General features: G+C 71.6%; 18 protein-coding genes. 6 read left to right on the top strand and 12 right to left on the bottom strand.

All coding sequences use genetic code 11. From position 1 onward, the window contains the following. Positions 1-78: 78 nt before the first annotated feature. The 5 genes from AB0395_RS06020 to AB0395_RS06000 all read right to left on the bottom strand — a co-directional run bounded on the left by AB0395_RS06020 (position 79) and on the right by AB0395_RS06000 (position 4,398). A complete protein-coding gene (locus AB0395_RS06020) occupies positions 79-1,080 on the bottom strand; it encodes an ABC transporter substrate-binding protein (RefSeq protein WP_366277504.1) in 1,002 nt (333 codons plus the stop codon). After that, positions 1,077-1,712, bottom strand: a complete 636-nt coding sequence (locus tag AB0395_RS06015; protein WP_366277503.1) for a DUF3386 family protein — start codon at positions 1,710-1,712, stop codon at positions 1,077-1,079. Before AB0395_RS06015 ends, AB0395_RS06020 begins: the two co-directional genes overlap by 4 nt. Positions 1,713-1,862: 150 nt before the next feature. After that, on the bottom strand, positions 1,863-2,486 hold the full coding sequence (locus tag AB0395_RS06010; protein WP_366277502.1) for a Uma2 family endonuclease: 624 nt from the start codon (positions 2,484-2,486) through the stop codon (positions 1,863-1,865). Between the two features lie 122 nt (positions 2,487-2,608). Continuing rightward, positions 2,609-3,256, bottom strand: coding sequence for a response regulator transcription factor (locus AB0395_RS06005; protein WP_366277501.1), 648 nt, complete (start codon positions 3,254-3,256; stop codon positions 2,609-2,611). Next, complete coding sequence (locus AB0395_RS06000; RefSeq protein WP_366277499.1) at positions 3,253-4,398, bottom strand: sensor histidine kinase; 1,146 nt, start codon at positions 4,396-4,398, stop codon at positions 3,253-3,255. Before AB0395_RS06000 ends, AB0395_RS06005 begins: the two co-directional genes overlap by 4 nt. Positions 4,399-4,530: 132 nt before the next feature. Here AB0395_RS06000 and AB0395_RS05995 point away from each other — a divergent pair, with 132 nt between their 5' ends. Then, the gene (locus AB0395_RS05995) at positions 4,531-6,282 is read left to right on the top strand and encodes a gamma-glutamyltransferase family protein (protein WP_366277497.1); all 1,752 of its coding nucleotides are present in this window, start codon (positions 4,531-4,533) and stop codon (positions 6,280-6,282) included. A gap of 164 nt (positions 6,283-6,446) precedes the next feature. Here AB0395_RS05995 and AB0395_RS05990 read toward each other — a convergent pair whose 3' ends face one another. Continuing rightward, entirely contained in the window at positions 6,447-6,614 is a 168-nt protein-coding gene (locus AB0395_RS05990; RefSeq protein WP_366277496.1) for a hypothetical protein, read from the bottom strand. Between the two features lie 143 nt (positions 6,615-6,757). On the opposite strand from AB0395_RS05990, the gene AB0395_RS05985 reads away from it, so the two are divergent. Next, complete coding sequence (locus AB0395_RS05985) at positions 6,758-7,519, top strand: SURF1 family protein (RefSeq protein WP_366277494.1); 762 nt, start codon at positions 6,758-6,760, stop codon at positions 7,517-7,519. Between the two features lie 54 nt (positions 7,520-7,573). Further along, positions 7,574-7,885, top strand: coding sequence for a DUF3817 domain-containing protein (locus tag AB0395_RS05980; RefSeq protein ID WP_366277492.1), 312 nt, complete (start codon positions 7,574-7,576; stop codon positions 7,883-7,885). Positions 7,886-7,957: 72 nt separating this feature from the next. Here the strand turns inward: AB0395_RS05980 and AB0395_RS05975 are convergent, their stop codons facing one another. After that, complete coding sequence (locus AB0395_RS05975) at positions 7,958-8,149, bottom strand: hypothetical protein (protein WP_366277491.1); 192 nt, start codon at positions 8,147-8,149, stop codon at positions 7,958-7,960. Between the two features lie 359 nt (positions 8,150-8,508). Between AB0395_RS05975 and AB0395_RS05970 the strand changes: the two genes are divergently transcribed. Continuing rightward, entirely contained in the window at positions 8,509-9,465 is a 957-nt protein-coding gene (locus AB0395_RS05970; protein WP_366277490.1) for a winged helix-turn-helix transcriptional regulator, read from the top strand. Here the strand turns inward: AB0395_RS05970 and AB0395_RS05965 are convergent. The 5 genes from AB0395_RS05965 to AB0395_RS05945 form a co-directional block, all read right to left on the bottom strand. Next, the gene (locus AB0395_RS05965; RefSeq protein ID WP_366277588.1) at positions 9,449-10,918 is read right to left on the bottom strand and encodes a hypothetical protein; all 1,470 of its coding nucleotides are present in this window, start codon (positions 10,916-10,918) and stop codon (positions 9,449-9,451) included. The genes AB0395_RS05970 and AB0395_RS05965 overlap by 17 nt on opposite strands. Before the next feature lies 1 nt (position 10,919). Then, entirely contained in the window at positions 10,920-12,434 is a 1,515-nt protein-coding gene (locus tag AB0395_RS05960) for a serine/threonine-protein kinase (RefSeq protein WP_366277489.1), read from the bottom strand. After that, positions 12,427-14,580: a hypothetical protein gene (locus tag AB0395_RS05955; protein ID WP_366277487.1), complete on the bottom strand. Its 2,154-nt coding sequence runs from the start codon at positions 14,578-14,580 to the stop codon at positions 12,427-12,429. Before AB0395_RS05955 ends, AB0395_RS05960 begins: the two co-directional genes overlap by 8 nt. Next, positions 14,577-16,151, bottom strand: a complete 1,575-nt coding sequence (locus AB0395_RS05950) for a serine/threonine-protein kinase (RefSeq protein ID WP_366277485.1) — start codon at positions 16,149-16,151, stop codon at positions 14,577-14,579. Before AB0395_RS05950 ends, AB0395_RS05955 begins: the two co-directional genes overlap by 4 nt. A 122-nt stretch (positions 16,152-16,273) precedes the next feature. Then, positions 16,274-17,122 (bottom strand): arylamine N-acetyltransferase, encoded by an 849-nt coding sequence (locus AB0395_RS05945; RefSeq protein WP_366277484.1) that lies wholly within the window; start codon positions 17,120-17,122, stop codon positions 16,274-16,276. 233 nt (positions 17,123-17,355) lie between these two features. On the opposite strand from AB0395_RS05945, the gene AB0395_RS05940 reads away from it, so the two are divergent. Beyond that, a complete protein-coding gene (locus AB0395_RS05940; RefSeq protein WP_366277482.1) occupies positions 17,356-18,297 on the top strand; it encodes a GNAT family N-acetyltransferase in 942 nt (313 codons plus the stop codon). A gap of 277 nt (positions 18,298-18,574) precedes the next feature. Next, complete coding sequence (locus AB0395_RS05935) at positions 18,575-19,264, top strand: response regulator transcription factor (protein WP_366277481.1); 690 nt, start codon at positions 18,575-18,577, stop codon at positions 19,262-19,264. Positions 19,265-19,288: the final 24 nt, after the last annotated feature.

The raw sequence follows: 19,288 nt of genomic DNA, 5'->3' as shown, positions 1-19,288 counted from the left end.
GTGCCCCTGTCTCCCCGGTCCGGCCGCCGGTCGCGGCGGGGGCGCTGTGGGACGCCCTCGCCACGGTCTTGGGGAAGCTCACCGCTGCTGGAAGGCGGTGACGAGCTTGTCGAGTGCCTGGCCGGTACGCGGGCCCATGCCGAGCAGCTCCAGGTCGTCCAGTGAGACGATCCGCTTGTTCTTGCCCGCCGGGGTCTCCGCCACGCCGGGCAGCTTGAGCAGGCCGTCGACGCCGCCGACCGACTCCAGGCCCATGGACATCACGAGGATCTGGTCGGGAGCGGCCTTCACCATCGCCTCCGCCGTGATCGGCTTGTAGCCCTTGACCCCGGCCGCGGTGCCCGCGTCCTCGGCCCCGGCCGCGGCGATCATTGCGTCCGCCCGGGTGCCCGCGCCGCCGAGCTGGTAGGTCTTCGACTGGCCGCGCAGGTAGAGGAAGGCGACCCGCGCCCTGTCCGTGCCGGTGACCTTCGCCTTCGCGGCGTCGATCTCCGTCTTCGTCCTGGCCGCCAGTTCGACGCCCTTGTCCGCGACGCCGAGCGCCTTGGCGACGAGCTCGATCTTGCCGGGGACGTCGTCGACGCTCGTCGCCCCGGAGGGGACCGTGACGACCGGGACGCCGGCGCCCTTGAGCTGGTCGATCACGGCCGGGGGGCCCGCCTCCTCGGTGCCGACGAGCACGGTCGGCTTGAGGGAGAGGATGCCCTCCGCGGCCAGCGACCGCTGATAGCCGATCTGCGGCTTCTGCCGGGCCTCCGGCAGTCCCATCGCCGACAGATCGACGCCGACGACCTTGTCGGCCAGGCCCAGTGCGAACACGATCTCGGCGACGTCTCCCGTCAGGGGAATGATCCTCGAGGCGTCCTTCACCTCGACGCTCGTCCCGTCCGCCGCCTGCACGGTGACCGGGAGCCCCTGGGCCTGGGGAGCGGCCTGTGACTGCGCCGCCGAGGGATCCGCTGAGGGAGCCGCCTGGGGAGCGGTCTCCTGGGCGGCTCTCGCCTGGGGCTCCGCCGTACTTCCGCAGCCCGCCAGGGCGAGCGTTCCCGCGGCCAGCAGGACGGCCAGACCGTGCTTCATGATTCTGCCTTTCCATGTGCGCCGAGCTCGATGACGCGGGCGACGACCCCGCGCGAGCTCTGGCTGATCACCGACCGTCTGGCCGGGAGCATCAGCCCGTCCACCTCGACGTACCGCTCGTCCAGCAGTTCGAGACGGGTGATCGTGCCCGTCTCCGGATCGCTGAACGTGGTGGCGAGGTGGCAGGGGAGGAACCTGCCGTCAGGGGTCGTCTCGCGGTTGGCCACGTAGACCCGGACGGTCGCCGACGGCGTGTGCCGGGTGGTCTCGGTGATCCAGTCACCCCTGACGCGGTAGGCGGACCCGAACCGGTCGTCCGTCCTGACCAGGACACCGAGCGGGTGGTCCGCGGACTCCTCGGCGAGCGTCGGCGCGGCCTCGTCGTTCCGGCGGGCACGCCGGTGCGCGACCAGGGAGGCGAGCTGCCGCGTCACCCACTCGACCTGCTCGCCGCTCGCGCCCTCGAGCGTGACCTCGGGCTCCGCGGACCGATCGGTCCCGATCCTCGCGGTGCCCCGGAACGTGTGCGTTGCATCCTTCAGTGACAGGTTCGCGGAGAACCCGGCGAAGTCGGCGGGCCAGCGGTAGATCAACGCTCTGGCACGTTCCAAAGCCGAGCTCGCCGAGGACATCCCGCTCCAAGTTTAGGTAAGCCTAAGCTGTTCTTAGGTAAGGCATACCTAAACATGGCCTGTTGTGGGCGTCAAGTCCAGAGAAAGATGATTCTCATCTGGATTCATGGTGAATGTCGGAAATGTCGGGGCTGGCGGCCCCCGTGGGCTTCAGTGGCGGTCGAGGGCGTCGATGAAGATCGAGGTGTCCAGGGTGAAGCCGACCGGGTCGGGGATGTGCACGGGCGACCCCATCGCGACGCGGGCGGAGGTCAGGTAGACGCCCTCCTTGGGGTCGCTGAGGACCGTCACGGTCGGGGGTGTGGCCACGGGGTCGATGAGAACCATCACCGGGACCTCTCCGAGGGCGTAGACGCCGGGCTTCCTGTCGCGGTCGTCGGTGACGCTGCCGGGCGAGACGATCTCGGCCACCATGATCAGGCCGGACGACAACAGCTCGCGCTCCCCCCAGCGGGGGCAGTCGGGCGGGGCCAGCACGAAGTCGGGCTCGACGGGATCGCGGGGTCCGTCGATGCAGACGTCGACGTTGCCCGTATAGGCATGCCAGCCGCGCTCCCTGACCAGCTCGTACAGCTCATAAGCCAGAAGTGTCGCGGTCCAGCCGTGCTCGGGGGTGCCCACCGGGCTCACTATCAGTCTCCCATCGATGATCTCTGTGCGGAGCCCGGGGAGCTGCGGGAGCGCGTCGAACAGCTCGCGCGGCGTGCCGGGCAGGGGGTGGGACGCGGTCTCGGGAGTGGGCCTCAGGCTGGCGGGGCGCCGTCGTGACGTCATGAGCACGATTATTTCCCTTCGTGTCCTTGAGAACACGCACAGTATCGCCGACATGCCGTGAAGGCATGGGACTTTTTCCGAACTTGCTTTCACATCGCGTCAGGAAACCTCCCGGCCTGGAGTCAGAGCCAGCCGGGGCGGACCAGGCCGGACTCGTAGGCGATGACGACGAGCTGGGCGCGGTCGCGGGCGTGCAGCTTCATCATGGCGCGGCTGACGTGGGTCTTGGCGGTCGCCGGGCTCATGAAGAGCTTCTGGGCGATCTCGTCGTTGGTCATGCCCGTGCCGACCAGTGTGAGGACCTCGCGTTCGCGGTCGGTGAGCAGGCCGAGCTCCTGGGAGAGGACGGGGGTCTTGGCCCGGCTGGCGTACTCGGCGATCAGGCGGCGGGTCACGCCGGGGGAGAGCAGCGCGTCGCCGTCGGCGACGACGCGGACGGCCTGGATCAGCTCGGCGGGCTCGGTGTCCTTGACGAGGAAGCCGCTGGCGCCGTTGCGCAGGGCCTCGAAGACGTACTCGTCGAGCTCGAAGGTGGTCAGGATGATGATCCTCGGCCCCGGAGGCATCTCCCGGGTCGCGGTCAGGCCGTCCATGCCCGGCATGCGGATGTCCATCAGGACCACGTCCGGCTGGTGTTCGGCGGCCAGGCGCAGCGCCTGGGCCCCGTCGGCGGCCTCGGCCACGACGATCATCCCCGGCTGGGCGTCGAGCAGGGCGCGGAACCCGGCCCTGACCAGCGCCTGGTCGTCGGCGAGAACAATCTTGATCATGCGGACTCCTCGGGGATCGGCAGCCGCGCCTCGACGCGGAAGCCTCGTCCGTGACTGCCTGCGGTCAGCGTGCCGCCGAGGGCGGAGGCGCGCTCCCGCATGCCGGGGATGCCGTTGCCGCTCCCCAGGCTCTCACCTGTGCCCGCGCCGCCCGAGTCGGTGATCCGGATGAGCAGCTCGTGGGGGCCGTACTCCAGCAGCACCGTGACCGTTGAGCCCGGCGCGTGCCTGGCGGCGTTGGTGAGCGCCTCCTGCACGATGCGGTATCCGGCCCTGTCCGTCCCCGGCGGCAGCGTCCGCACCCGCCCGGAGATCTGTTTGACGACCGTCAGGCCGTTGTGCTCGGTGCGCTCGACGAGCTCGTCGAGGCGGTCGATCCCGGACGTCGGGGAACGGGGGGCGCCGTCGCGGAGCACGCTGAGCACCGAGCGCATCTCGGTCAGCACGTCCTTCGAGGCGTGCTTGATGGTGGTGAGCGCGGTGCGCGCCTGCTCGGGATGGTCGTCGATCAGGTGCAGCGCCGTCGAGGCCTGCACGTGGATGAGGGAGATGTTGTGCGCCAGCACGTCGTGCAGCTCCTGGGCCATGGTCAGCCGCTCCTCGCTGGCCTGCCGCCTCGACTCCTCCTTCTCGACCCGCTCGTGCTCGAGCAGTCGTTCCCTCCTCGCCCTGGCGTACTCGCCCGCCGCCAGCACCATGCCGATGAAGGCCGCGACGGCCAGGTTGTGGTACCAGGTGGGGATCGGCAGAGAGGCGAACCAGGCCACGTAGCCGGAGAAGAACGCGTACATCAGCCCGCCGGCCAGCCAGGCCGCCCGCCGGTGCCCGGTGGCGACGGCGCTGTAGAGCGCGATGACCGGGCTGAGGAAGATCGGGCCGTAGGCGTATCCCATGGCGATGTAGACACAGGTCGCGACCAGGGTCACGGCGAGGGTGACCAGCGGGTGGCGGCGCCGTACGGCCAGGGCGATCGGGCCGGTGAGCAGCAGCATGTAGCCGGGGCCGTCCAGCATGACCCGCATCAGCCCGGCGTTGTGCAGCTGGTTCCACTCCGCGCCCTTGGTGCCCATGATCTGGAGGACCGCCACGAGCAGCGGTAGCGGCAAGAGGGGCAGGCGGGGGTTGACGCGCACGGTCAGCACTTTACGTCCCCTTCTCTGACCTGCGCGTCCACCGTGGGAGGCAGGCGGGACTACGTCGCCTGAGGTAGGACGGGTGAAAGAAAGGGCTGACAAGGGAGGTCAACTGAGTCAAGCTGGCTGCGGGAGGCCATCATGATCAATAGACGCCTGGCGGTGTCCGCCGCCGTGATCCTGACAGGAAGCTCCATCCTGCTCGTGCGGCCCGCCGCCGCGTCGCCGCCGCAGCAGACGGAGAAGAAACCCGTCGCGGAGGGGTACGGCGGCGCCGTCGCGACCGTCGACCTGGATGCCAGCAGGGCCGCGCTCGATGTGCTGCGCCGGGGCGGGAACGCGATCGACGCCGCGGTCGCGGGCGCGGCCACGCTCGGTGTCACAGAACCGTACTCGGCGGGGCTCGCCGGGGGCGGCTACATCGTGTACTACGACGCACGGCACGGAAAGGTTCACACGATCGACGGCAGGGAGACGGCGCCGCGGGCGATGACCCCGGCCTCCCTGGAGGGGATCCCGTTCGACGACGCGGTGACCAGCGGTCTTTCCGCCGGGGTCCCGGGCAGTGTGGCGCAGTGGGAGCTGGCCCTGCGCCGGTTCGGCACGATCTCGCTCGGCCAGGCGCTCAGACCCGCGATCGAGGTCGCCTCGAAGGGATTCACGGTCGACCGGACCTTCCACGACCAGACGGCGGCGAACGCCGCCCGCTTCAAGGACTTCACCTCGACCGCGAAGCTGTACCTCCCCGGCGGCGCCCCTGCGCCGGTCGGCTCGACCTTCCGCAACCCCGAGCTTGCCGAGACCTACCGGCAGCTCGGCAAGCTCGGCGGGGCCTGGCTGTACGGCGGGCGGCTCGGCTCCGAGGTCGTGGCCACGGTCAAGAACCCTCCGGTCACGCCCGGCTCGACCCGCAACGTACGGCCGGGCCTGATGGAGCTGTCTGACCTGGCCGCCTACCGGGCGATCGAGCGTCCGCCGACGAAGGTGACCTACAAGGGCATGGACGTCTACGGCATGGCGCCCTCCTCCTCGGGCGGTTCCACGGTCGGCGAGGCGCTCAACATCCTTGAGGCGCTGCCCAGGATCGGCCCGCACGAGTATCTGGAGGCGTCCAGGCTCGCCTTCGCCGACCGGGCCAAGTATGTCGGCGACATCCCCGGCGTGCCGCTGAAGGAACTGCTGTCCGACGGCTTCGCCAAGGAGCGCGCCTGCCTGATCGGCGAGCGGGCGATCGCGCATCCGGCCGCGCCCGGTGACCCCGACGGCGCCTACGGGCCGTGCCAGGCCGCGCCGCCCGCGCAGGCCACGCCGACGCCCGCGGAAGGCCCGGAGACCACCCACCTGGTCGTGACCGACCGCTGGGGGAACGTCGTCGCCTACAACATCACCATCGAGTCCACCGGCGGCAACGGCATCGTCGTCCCGGGCCGCGGCTTCCTGCTCAACAACGAGCTGACCGACTTCACCTTCGGCCCCGCCCCCGGCGACCCCAACCTGCCGGGCCCCGGCAAACGGCCCCGCTCCTCCATGGCCCCGACGATCGTCCTGTCCGATGGCAGGCCGCTGCTCGCGGTCGGCTCGCCGGGCGGTTCCACGATCATCACCACCGTGCTGCAGATCCTGGTCAACCGCTGGGACTTCGGCATGTCGCTGCCCGAGGCGCTCGCGGCTCCGCGCGCGACACAGCGCAACACCGCCCAGACTCAGGCGGAGCAGGCCTTCATCGACCGTTACGGCCCCGAGCTGACGGCCAGGGGGCACAGTTTCGCGCTGAACCCGGAGATCGGCGCGGCGACCGCCGTCGAGTTCCTCGGCGACGGTAGGGTCCAGGCCGTCGCCGAACCGACCAGGAGAGGAGGCGGCAGCGCGCTGGTGGTGAGCGAGCGTCACTGACGGCTTCCCGCTTTTTCGACCCTCGGCGAGGGCTCTCCCCTCTTGGGCCCTCGCCGAGTCCTCGTCCTCCTCCCCGCGCGGGGTTCCCGGGAGTCGAGAAGGACCCGGAGAACACGAAAAGCGCCGAGGGCGGTTGCCGTCGGCGCCGTCGGTTCTCCGGCTTCCTAGAAGATCAGGTAGGCGGCGATCGCCGCCACGACCACGACCGCGAGCACGACGACGATCGGCACGACCATCGACCGCTGCCTGGGCGCGGCCTCGGGCTCCTTGCGCTGGGCGAACGCACGGAACTGCTGGGTGTTGCCCGCGGGGTCAATCTGAGGATCAGACATGGGTCGACTTTAGCGACATTCATTGCTATCCCACTACCGATTCATGCCACTTTCGTGGGGGTCCGTGGCGCCTGGAACCTCGGAGGGTGGTGAGGTGCGGTGCTGAGGGCGGGACCGCACGACCGGGCGGATAGCGTGGTGTCATGCTCCGGATCCTGTTCTCTCCCCGCGTGCTGGTGTTGCACCTGCTCGCGATCGGAGCGCTTGTCGCCTGTGCGCTGCTCGGCCGCTGGCAGCTGGGAGTGTTCGAGGACTCCGGCAAGCCGCACGCGGCGCGGGACCCCGCGCCGGTCGCGGTCGCCGCCCTCACCCAGCCGGGCAGGCACATGACGAGCGATGCGGTCGGCCGCAAGGTGACCGCGTCGGGAGTCTTCGACCCCTCACGGCAACTGCTGGTCGCGGAGCGGGACGGGGGGCTGTGGCTGCTCGCCCCGCTCGACCTCGGCGACGGAACCTCGATCCCCGTCGTGCGCGGCTGGGTGTCCGGGGCGGCCGATCCGGCCGCCGCGCCGGGCGCGGTGCCCGGGGGCACGGTGACCGTGACCGGGCGCCTGCAGCCCTCTGAGGCGACCGACAGCGTGCGGCGCGGAGCACGCCAGCTGCCGCAGGGACAGGTCATGACCGTCTCCTCGGCCGAGCTGGTCAACCTGTGGCGCGGGGTGAAGCTGCGCGACGGGTTCGTGATCGCCACCGCCCAGACCCCGGCCTCCGCCGTCGCGGTCAAGCCGGTGAGCGCCCCCGCCCCCACCGAGCCCGGCGGGCTCACCTGGCGCAACCTCGCCTACGCCGCCCAGTGGTGGATCTTCGGGCTCTTCGCAGTCTTCATGTGGTGGCACTTCGTGCGGGACATCGTGCGCGGCCGTACGGCTGAGCGGGAGTCGGAGCCCGAACCCGCGACGGCCTGATGGCCGTGGAAGCCGACGTATCTTTTCAGTGTCCGAACTCCCAGACCGAGGTAGATGACCGTGGAATCCGCCCTCAAGCCCTTTCGCATCCTGGCGTACGTCGTCGGCGTGATGCTGCTCGTCCTGGTCTCGTGCATCGTGCTCAGGTACGGCTTCGGCATCGCCGGGCCGTCGAGGGTCGTCTCCCCGATCCACGGCTTCCTCTACATGCTCTACCTCGTGGCCACGATGAACCTGGGCATGAAGGCTCGCTGGTCGTGGCCGTACATCGCGGGTGTGATGCTCGCTGGCACCGTGCCGCTGCTGTCGTTCGTGTTCGAGCGCAAGGTCACCCGGCGCGTCGAGGTCGAGCTCGCGACCGCCTGACCCTCGAGCCCGCCGGTCTCTGAGCCCACCCCTCATGGGGCGGGTCTCAGGGGCCGGGCCTGTCCGTTGGCGTCAGCGCCCGATGCCGCGCTTGCGGATGCGCCTGAGCCTGGCGCGCTGCGACGGGTCGAGCATCAGGTAACCGACGATCGGGGCGGCGATGACGCCCAGGACCACCAGGGTGAACAACAGGTTGGGCAGGAACAGCCACGACAGGAACACCACCACGCCTGCTCCGAGCAAGTACTTCTGAACGGGCGACATTCTCAACATCCTCCGAACGCGGAGCGAGCGCCCCGCCTGTCGTTCATTCTGCGTCTCCTGGTCAACGTGTGGGGCCGCCTCCGGGTTCCATCCGAGATATATCGTGTTTATCCGGTCTGGAGTCCGGTTTTCGGCTGCTTCACGCGTGCCCAGACAGAGGCCGGGCGGGGGACGGGCCGCCGGGCTCGTCCATGACCGCCACGGGGTCCGTCATCCCCCAGAAGCTATGGTAAAAGAAGTCAGCTCGTCGATGACCGTCGCCTCCAGGACGTGGCGCCCGGACACGGGCCCGCGCGAGGCGACGTCACACCGGACGGCTCCCCGTCGTTGACGATCAGGACGAGCGGTGGAGGGCGGCCGTGGGCGGCATCGTGCGGAGGGTGACGGAGGCCGGGCCCGGCGCGTTTGAGCAGGCGCTCGCGATGGTGGGGGACCGGTGGGTGCTGCTCATCCTGCAGCGGGCCTTCATACTGCGGATCCGGACCTTCGCCGGGTGGCGGGACGCCCTGGGAATCTCCGAGTCCGTCCTCTCCACCAGGCTGAAGGAGCTGGTCGGCCACGGGATCTTCGAGCCCGCCCCCTACCGGAACGGCCGTACCCGTCACGAGTACCGGCTGACGGAGCGAGGCCTCGGGCTGTGGGCGCCGCTCATGGCCATCCACTCGTGGGAGCGGGACTGGGCCCGCGGGGGATCGCCGCTCCCGTTCGTGCACGCCCCGTGCGGTCTCGCGGCGGTGCCGTACCTCGGGTGTGACGCCTGTCGTGGGCCGGTGAACGCCCGTGAGACCCGCACCGAGGCGGGACCGGCGGCCGGGCTCTCCCGGATCGGCTCGCCGCGCGTGCACCGCCGTACGGTCCGCGCGGGTGCCGGGCCTGATCCGCTCGGCTACCGTCCCGACTCGATGGAGATCCTCGGTGACCGCCGGAGCACCGCCGTCCTGGCCCTCGCGCTCCTCGGCGCCCGCCGCTTCGCCGACTTTCAGTCGGGCCTCGGCATCGCCCCCTCGGTTCTCGCCAACCGGCTGCGCCGCTTCGTTGAACTCGGTGTCCTCGACCCCGGGCCCGGCCGCTCCTACGGTCTCACGGAGAAAGGCCTCGCCTTCTTCGCGGTCTTCGCCCTCCTGGCCGACTGGGCCCGGCGCGAGCTGCCCGCCCCTGAGGACTCGGCCCTGACCTTCACCCACGTCCCCTGCGGCGCCGTTCTCGCCCCCGTCCTGCTCTGCGCCGCCTGCGGCCTGCCGTTGCGGCGGCACGAGATCCGCTTCGGCCTGGACGCGGGGCCGGAGGCGGAGCTGTCGCTCAGTGCCCGCGGGTGAGCGACTCGACCGCCCACCTGGCCGCGGTGAGGGCGCCCTGCTTGATCTCCTCGTCCGGTCCGCCCGCGCCGCTCTGGTATTGGACGCTGACGATCAGGTTGTTGACCCGGACGATCACGGTCGCCGCGTAGCCGCCGCCGAGGACCTCACCCGCGAAAGCCTCGTTCCCCAGCCCGCCGATTCTGCGAGGAGCCGTCTGCGGGCTTCCGTTCCCGTTCGTCGAGCGTTTGGCGGCGGAGGCGATGCGGTCGGCCAGCGTCCGTGAGGCGTCGGCCGCCGCCGGATACAACTGCGCCGTGACGGAGAGCTGACGCCTGAGGGTGCCGGGGTCGTTGTCGTTCGCGGAACCCCAGATGGGGGTGTCCCCCAGGTCGTTCGGGGTGGTTTTCACACCGAGCCGCGCGAGCTGCTCTGCGGTGAACAGCTTGTCCACCCCGGGCTTCCTGGCGAAAGGGCCGGGGTCGACGTAGGACGCCGTCTGGACGGCCGGTGCGGGTGCGCCGGACCTGCTCCAGACGATCCCGCCGACGGCCGCGAGCACGCAGGCGACGGCGGCCGCGATGACGAGGGGAGACCTGAGTCGGGTCGCCTTCGGCCGGGGAGAGACCTGCTCCAGCGCGAGGCGGACCGAGGTGGCGTCGGGTCGATGCGCGGGGTCGGCCGCGAGCAGGCCCTCAACGAGCGGCGCCAGCGGGCTGGAGCCGGTCGGGCCGGCCGTCAACGGGCCGGATACCGGGTCGGCCAGCGGCGAGCCGTCGGCCATCCTGGGCACGGTCTGGGATCCGGTGTCCGGTGCCCTGCCTTCGACGGCGGTGAACAGGGTGGTACCGAGATCCCGCAGGTCGTCGGAGGGGAGAGGGGTCAGGATGCCGGTCAGCACGACCCGGCCGTCCGAGGTGAGCACGACCGTTTCCGGGGTGGCGGCGAGGTGGACGCCCCGTTCGTGGGCGGCGTTCAGCGCGTCGAGCACGCGCAGGCCGACCTCGGCCGCCCGTTCGGGCGGGAGCGGTCCTTCGCTCCTGACGGTCTGGACCAGGGAACGGCCCGTCACCGCCTCTGCGACCAGCCACATCCTGTCGGGGGCGGAGATCACGTCGTGCAGGGTCGTGACACCGGGATGCTTGAGGTCGGCCGCGGCGCGGATGTGGCTGAGGAGCCGGTCGCGGTCCTGACCTGGCGGTGGGAGCCGTACCTCGGCGATCGTGACCTCTCGGCCGAGCAGTTCGTCGCGGGAGCGCCACGAGGTGCCGGTGTGGTCGCGGCGCGCGAGCAACCGGTATCGCCCGGCCAGCAGGTTGGGATCGGCGCCCCCGGTCGTCCCGGAGTGGTCGGGCAGGCGCCCCTGGCCGGTCGTCCCGGGAGGACGAGGCACCTGGCCCTGGCCGGTCATCTCGGGGGAACGGGGCACCTGGCCCTGGCCGGTCGTCCCGGCGGGTCCACCGTTCCGCGGCATGTCAGTCACGGCTGTTCAGCTCCTCGGCGACAAGCTGGGCGGTACGCACGGTCCGCCTGCGCAGCTCAGGAGTCACGCGCTTGCCCTTCTGCGACAGGTTGACCTCGATCAGCAGGTTGCTGACCCGGAAGCGGATCACCTCGTGGGCCCGTTCGAGGGCGCCCACCTCGTAGGCGAACGCCTCGGCGCCGATCCGGTCCACCTCCCGCAGCGGACCGACCCAGCCGAGGGGGCTCGTCCCCCTGTCGGCTTTGATCTTGGCGCGCTCCGCGGCGAAGAACGCGTGCGCCGTGTCCGGCGCCGACCTGCCCGGGGTCGGCGTCAGGTGGCCGAGCGCCACCCTGAGTGAGGACCCGCCAGGCAGGTCGCTCCAGGCGCAGTAGGCCTCCGCGTCCTGCTTGGCCACGTCGGAGACCGGAGCGGAGGTAGGTCCGGCCGCGCGGACCTCCGCGCCGGTGAGCAGGGTGCACGGGGCGGGGGCGGCGGCGAACCGGCCCGCGCCCGGATCTGAGGGCGTGGGGGAGGGCGAGGGCGCCCCCGATCCGCCGGTGGTCAGCAGGACCGTCGTGGCGACCGCCGCCACCGCCACGACCGCCAGCCCTCCTCCGACGAGCCATCTGGTACGGCCGTGCCGCGCCCGCCGAGGCTGTCGTGGCGCAGTCTCCGGTTCGGACACCGGGGAGAGCGGGCCGGGGGGCAGGCCCTGGGCGACCCGTTGCAGCGCCGTACGGAGCATGGCCTCGCCCGGACGCAGCCGGGGGTCCTTCTCCAGTACGGCCAGCAGCACGGGAGCCAGGTCGCCCGCCCGAGAGGGGAAGGGGGGCGGCTCGGTCAGCACGGCGCCCAGGGTCGCCACGGGAATACCCCGCTGGAACGGACCCCGTCCCTCGACGGCGGCGTAGAGCGTCGCACCGAGGGACCACAGATCGGCGGCCGGATCGTCGCCGCCGCGCAGCCGTTCCGGGGCGATGTAGCCGGGGGAGCCGATCAGCGAGTCCGCCGAGGTGAGCTGGGCGTCACCCTCGACCGTCGCGATGCCGAAGTCGGTCAGCAGCACCTCGCCGTCGTCGGCGAGCATGATGTTGGCCGGTTTCACGTCCCGGTGCATGATGCCCCTGCTGTGCGCGAGGGACAGCGCGTCGAGTACGGCGACGCCGATCGCGGCGACCCGCTGAGGGGGGAGCGGCCCGTCCCCGCGGATGACCCGGTCCAGGGAACGGCCCCGGATGAGGTCCATCACGATCCAGGGGCGCCCTTCCTGGGCGACGACGTCGTGCACGGCCACGATGGACGGGTGGCTCAGTCGGGCGGCGGCCCGCGCCTCGCGGAGGGTACGCTCCCGGGTCTCCGCCCGCTCGGCCTCCGTCAGGTTCCGGCTGAGCAGCACCTCCTTGATCGCGACCTCGCGGTGCAGCAGCTCGTCCCTGGCGCGCCAGACCACGCCCATCCCGCCCGCGCCGAGCCGGTCGAGCGCCCGGTAGCGGCCCGCGAGCACGGGCAGGGCCGGATCAGCCATTGCTCTTCAAGGACGCGGTGAGCCAGCGGGCGACCTTCACCGCCCCCTCGGAGATCTTGCCGTCGGAGTCGTCCTTGACGCCGCCCCGCTCGTACTCGACCTCCGCGATCAGGTTGCTGACCCGGAAGACCACGGTGACCTTGTACGACCCGTTGTAGATGTTGATCGCGTCGTAGGCGCCCCTGGTGAAGGCCTCCTCGCCCACTCCCTTCAGGTCCTGTGGGGGCGATGGCTTGGGAGAGGCGAACTTGCCGTTGTCGACGAAGTCCTTGCGCTTGCCTGCCAGGTACTGCTTGGCCCTCTCTATCCCGGAGGCGTCCTGCTTCTGGGCGACCAGCCGTACGCGGAGGTCGAACTTCTCCGGGTTCGGCTTTCGCCAGTCGTGCTGGTTGAGCCAGTCGCACGCGGAGAACTCGACCTCGGAGCTCCTGAATCCGGGCACGACCTCGTCGGCCTGCTTGTCGTCGAGCAGACCGCACGCCCTGGGCGCGGCGGCGAACCTGGCGTTGCCTCCCGCGGACTCCGCCCCCTGGGCGTTCTCGCCCTCGCCGGAGCCGCCGAGCATCGGGGCGACCAGGACGCCGATGGTGACCGCCATGGCCAGGAACAGGCCGCCGGTGAGTCCCACGATCGAGCGGGGCACGAACACCCCGCGGCGGCGGTCGGAGGAGCGCTCCGTCGACTCGCTTGGTCCCGGTGGCGGGGAGGGCTCGCCCGCCCGCGCCACGGAGACCGGGACCAGCTCGCGCGAGGCGGAGACGGGGGCCGGGCCGGGAGGGAGATCGCCGGGACTGGGACCGGGATCGGTCGCGGGGCCGGGGACGGGGACGGGGACGGCGGGTGCGGCGGGGGCCGGTGACGCCTGCGGTGCCCACTCGCGGGAATCCGGCGACGCGGGCGTGATCGTCTCCGGGGCGAAGGGCGGCGCCGCCGGGGGCGCCGCCTCGGCCTGGAACGGAGCGGGAGGAGACACCGGGGGTTTCGCCTCGGGCTGGAACGGCGTGGGAGGAGGAGACGCGGGGGGTGCCGCCTCCAGGTTCGGGAACGGCGAGGTGGGGACGGACGACTCCGGCTCGAAGGGCGGAGCGGGGGGCGCGGCCTCCGGGGCGAAGGACGCCGCCGGGGGCACAGGCTCGGGGAGGAAAGGCGGGACGGGGGTGGCGGTCTCCGCGGCGAAAGGCGGAGCGAGGGAGGCGCTCTCCGGGCTGAAGGGCGCAGAGAGCGGGGTGGCCTCCGGAGCGAAGGGCGCGGCGAAGGGGGTGGCCTCCGGGGCGAAGGGCGGCGCAGGGGCGGTCGCCTCCGGTTCGCGGGGATGCGGCGCGAAGGCGGCCCCCTCCGCCGCGAACGGCGGAGGCGGGGTGGTCGCTTCCGGTTCGTAGGGCCGGGGCACCGCGATCGTCGTCTCAGGATGGTCGTCCCGGTAGCCCGTCGGGCCAGGGGACGGCGGCGGAGACAGGGGCGCCGCGGGGACCGGTGCGGGGAAGGCGGGCGGGAGCTCAGGGGAGTGTGAGGAAAGCGGCGGGACCGGAGGGAGGTCCGAGGGGAAGGGCGCCGAGGCCGCCCAGGGCGACGGCGGGGGCACCGCGTCCGCGCGGACCGGGGGCAGCGGGGTGTGGACCGCGCCGCTCCGGGAGAGATCGAGCAGGATGTTGCGCAGGGAACCGGGATCGGGCCGCCGGGCCGGGTCGCCGGAGAGCATGGCGAACAACACCGGGCCGATCGGGCCCGCGTTGTCGAGGGACCCGCCGGGCGACGGCGGGCGTCCCTCGACGGCGGTGTAGAGGGTGGCGCCGAGCGACCACAGGTCGGCCGCGGGACCCGTCACGCCTTCGGGGGCGGTGAAGGCCGGGGACCGCAGGGTCGGCGCGGCGAGAGTGATCCGGTCGCGGGGGCCGAGCAGCACCGAGCCCGGGCGCACGTCACCGTGGAGCATCCCCCGGTTGTGCACGGCGACAAGCTGGTCCAGCACGGCCAGGCCGACGGCGGCGACATGCTGCGGGGTCATCGGCCCCAGCCGTCCGACCACCTGTTCCAGCGAGGCCTGCTCCAGCACCGCAGGGCCCGCCACGTCGACGGGGTCCGGTCCGCTCACCGCGTGCCGGCCCGCGCGCCTGCTCTGCGACCGTGAGGTGTCTGGATGGTTCATCCTCTCGCCTTCTGCTTGTTCAGCGCTTCCGCGACCCAGGCCGCGGCGGTGTGGGCGCCCGCCTGGATCGCGGGGCCGTCCTTGCTGCCGTCGACCACGGTGTAGGCGACGTCGAGAACCAGGTTGTCGACCCGAAGGATCACGTGGCTCTTCTCCAGCTTTCCGGTCTTCCTGTTCTCGTACAGGTCGTAGCCGAAGGCCTCGTCCCCGGCCGGTTTGACCTCCAACGGCCCCGTCGACCTGGCCGACCGCGCTCCGGCCTGGATGCCGGGCCAGCTCCAGGCGTTCTGCCCGCTGGGTAGTGTGCCGTGCCGCTGGTTGACGAACAGCTCGTGGGCCTGGCGCGGGCTCTTGCCCCACTGTTTGTCCGAGCCCGACGGATACACCTCGAGGCCCATGCCGGGGGCCGTCCACTGACAGCCGCCCTGGTTGGTCCGCTGGCCCGCGCTCTTCAGCGCGGGGATGAGCTGCTTGACGCCGGTCTCGGGGACCAGATCGCACGGGTTCACCGGGACCGCGAAGGCGCCCGGCTTCTCGCTGAGTTTTGGCGGCTCGCTCGGGGCCGTACCGCCGGAGGTGAGGTGGACCACGCCCGCGGTGACGGCGACGACCGCGACGACCGCCGTGATCTCAGCCGCCGCCCACACGGCGGTGCGCCTTCCGCGCGGGGCGGATGCGGACACCCGCGCCCCTTCCCGCTCCGGCGTCCGCGCACCGGTCGCGGGGACGAGGGCCGCCTCGGAGGAGGACGGGGAAGGGAGGTCCGTGGCCGGGCGGCCGAGGGCGATCTCCTGGAGGGCACGGGCGACGTCGTCGAAGGAGGGCCGGTCCTCGACCTTGGGGGCGAGCATCCGCATGAGCAACGGGCCCAGACGGCCCGCCCGCTCCGGTGGCCTGGCGGGATCGGTGAGCACCCGGCCGATCGCCGCGATGGGGGTCTCCGCCGGGTGCGGCGGCAGGCCTTCGACGGCGAAGTAGAGCGTGGCGCCCAGCGACCACAGGTCGGAGGCCGGGCCGCCGCGCTCGCCGCGCAGCCGTTCCGGGGCGATGTAGTTGGGCGAGCCGACCAGGTGGCCGGTGCGTCCCGCCGTCGCCTCCCCCTCGACGACGGCGAAACCGAAGTCGGTCAGTACGGCCCGCCCGGTGCGGGTGAGGAAGACGTTGGCCGGCTTGACGTCCCGGTGCACGACCCCGGCGGCGTGCGCGGCGATGAGCGCGCTGAGGATTCCCACGCCGACCCTGGCCGCCTGGTGCACCGGGAGCGGCTGCCTCAGCAGGACGGTCCGTTCGAGAGACGCGCCGGACAGCAGCTCCATGACGAGCCAAGGCTGCTCCTGCTCGATGATCACGTCGTGGACGGTCACGATCGAGGGATGTTTGAGCCGGGCGGCCAGGTTGGCCTCGCGGAGCGCGGCGGCACAGGCCTCCTGCCGCATGGCGGGGTCGAGGTCCGGCGGGAGCCGTATCTCCTTGACCGCCACGTCACGGCGGAGCATTTCGTCTGCGGCGAGCCAGACCGCGCCCGCTCCGCCCTCGGCAATGGGGTTGAGCAGTCTGTAACGGCCCGCCAACACTCGACTGTCGATCCCGCTCACCCCGTTCGCTGTCCCATCGCGGACAGCAACATAGTCATTTCGCGGCATATGGACCAATGAATGAGAACTTGCTGAAATGAAAGGCGTCGATCTTCCGGTCAGTGCGAGCCGGACCACGCTTCGTGGGCGGTCCACAGGCGGTGCCAGAGCTTGGCGCGTTCCGCGGGGGTCACGTCGTCCAGCGAGAGGCCGAAGACGTCGGCCAGCATCTCGAAGTAGTCGCGTTCCGTCTCCAGGACCAGGGTGTGCTCGCGGTCGCCGATGCGGGTCAGGACCAGGCCCCGCACGATGTCGACGCCCTTCGCGTCGCGCCGCTGCACCGTGGCCACGCGGGTGAACCCCGACTCGGGCGAGGTGGACAGGAACTCGTGCATGGGGACGAACTCCGCCATCCGCGCGGGGACGGCGCGGATGTCCAGGCCGTGAAAGGAGCCGCGCGGGTCGTGGTCGAACCGCCAGCCGCCGGGTTCGGTCATGGAGGGGCGTAGGCCGTAGGTGAAGGGCCCCTGCCGGTAGACGCCTGTGACGAGGGGGATCGGCTCGTGGAACCCGTCCCCGAGCCCCTGGTCGATCAGCCACGTTCCACCGGGGTTGTTCGGGCCCGGCAGGCCGGAGACCATCAGTCCGAGATGCCCGTGGTCGACGCCTGCGGGAGACCAGGCGGTGTGCTGCGCTCCGCCGGCGTGCCGGGTCACCCGGTAGCCGAGCGTCTCGAGCAGTAGCCCGAACGCGCCGTTCAGGTGGTAGCAGTAGCCGCCCCGGCCGCGCGTGATCCGCGCGGCCGACTCCACCGGGTCGATCGTCGTCGGGCGCCCCAGCCAGATCTCCAGACACTCGTACGGCACACGCTCCAGGTGTGCCCGATGCAGCAGGCGAAGCGACTCCGCGCTGGGCGGCCCTTCGACCTTGACCCCGATTCTGCGGAGGTATGCATGGGTGTCGATCACCCCGTCACGATATGTCGGGGAAGCGCGCTCCGGGCGTGCGAGGTTCAGGACGGCTGTCCTCCGGCGGGGCCGCGTTATCCGATTGATCGGCGATCGCGCGCACGGCTAGTCTGATGATCCCTTCGAGCTGGAGGAGGTGAGGAGCAGATGTTCGCCACCCTGGTCACGCGCTCCCGCCTCGGGCGACAGGCCGCCTGAGATCCGGGGAGCGCACGCGCTTTCTGGAGTTTCCCTTGTCCGATCTGCTGTTTCGTCCGCTCGAAGCGGGCGAGTTCCACCTGTTCCACCGTTACGGCCCGCTGCCCGCCTCGGGCGTCGGCGCTCGGGTTTTGCCCTTCGAGGAGCTCGGCTACCGGCCCGGATGGGTCTGGGTCGCGCTGCGCGGAGACGAGGTGGTCGCGCGCGCGGGATTCTGGGGTCCCCAAGGGGCCGGGCATCCCATCAGCCTCGACTGGTTCGATCCCGGGCACGGCCCCGACCGGATCGAGGTGGGAGCCGCCCTGCTGCGAGTGGCCAACGCGGCGCTCTTCCCCCCGGGAGACGGCGCGCAGGCCGGTGAACGGCCCGAGTACCACCTGTTCCTGCCGGGCGACTGGCACGAGCGGCCCGACGCGCTGGCCGACGCCACCGATCGGATCAGCGCGGCCGAGCAGGCCGGATGGCGCCGATCCGTCGAACGGCTCAACCTCCGCTGGACTCCCGAGGACGGCCTGCCGCCCAGGTCGGCCCGGCTCACCTTCACCCCGGCTGACGACGACGAGCAGGTGCTGGGCCTGCTGGCCAGGATCACCGAGGGCAGCCTGGACGCCTGGGACAGGCGCACCCGTGCAGAGAAGGGGGCGAGGGAGACCGCGAAGGGCACCCTGACCGGCCTCGCCGGGCTGGCCGGTGGACGCGCCCGCTGGCGTCTCGCCCGTGACGCCTCTGGCGACCTGGTCGGCATCGTGATGCCCACCCGCAACGACAGGTCGGCGACGGTCGGCTACGTCGGGGTCGACCCCGCCCACCGGGGTCACGGCTACGCCGACGACCTGGTCACCGAGGCGCTGCACATCTTCGTCGCCGAGGGCGAGCCCCAGGTCAACGACAACACCGACGTGGGCAACACGCCCATGGCGGCCTCGTTCGCCCGGCTCGGCTACCGCGTCACGGGACGCAGGCTGATCCTCATCTAGGTACCGAGGTTCCGGGAACGGGACCGGTGGGTTCCGGGGGCGGTGGCCGCACACGCTCACCGCCCCCGGGACGTTTCACGGTCACCGTTCCCGGCCCCGGTACGGCAGGCGGTGACGCGAACCCGGTGGAACGGGGAGACGCGCGGTCGTCGTGGCAGGGACCGCGCCTCCGCTGCGTGAGGCCTGTGGGATCCCCGGACCGGGGCGGGGCCGAGTGCGCGAAATATTCACAATTCACCACAGGTCATCTGCACACACCCCCTTTACGCTGCGGAACATGACTTCCCCCCAGCAACGACGTGTCCTCGTGGTGGAGGACGACGAGACGATCGCGCGGGCCGTACGGCACCGCCTCGCGGCCGAGGGTTTCGACGTCCAGGTCGTCGGGGACGGTGAGGGGGCGCTCGCGGCTTACGCGAGGACCGGGGCCGACGTGGTGGTGCTCGACCGGCTGCTGCCCGGCCTCGACGGGCTGGAGGTCTGCCGGAGGATGCAGGCGGCCAGGCCGGTGCCGGTGCTCATGCTCACCGCCCTGGGTGAGGAGACCGACCTGCTCGTCGGACTCGGGGTCGGGGCGGACGACTACATGGCCAAGCCGTTCAGCATGCGCGAGCTGGTCGCCCGGGTGCACGCCCTGCTGCGCCGGGTCGAGCGGGCCTCCCAGCTCGCCGGGGCGGACACGGTCGTGCGGGTCGGCGACATCGAGATCGACACCGCCGAGCGGCGGGTCTACGTGCGAGGCGCGGAGGCGCAGCTCACCCGGACCGAGTTCGACCTGCTGTGCCGTCTCGCCGAACGGCCGGGCCAGGTGTTCGAGCGCGAGCGGCTGCTCGCCGACATCTGGGGATTCTCCGAGGCGGCGGCCACCCGCACGGTCGACAGCCACGTGCGCGCGCTGCGACGCAAGCTTGGCCCCGGTGTGGTCAGGACCGTCCACGGAGTCGGTTACGCCCTCGTCCGCCGCTGAACCAGTCCTTCCTCTCATCACTCG

It is taken from the genome of Streptosporangium sp. NPDC051023 (genome assembly GCF_040689595.1).
In the GTDB taxonomy this organism is placed as follows: Bacteria; Actinomycetota; Actinomycetes; order Streptosporangiales; family Streptosporangiaceae; genus Streptosporangium.
Note: the sequence above shows the minus strand (reverse complement) of the source record. Positions and strands in the feature narration are given on the sequence as shown.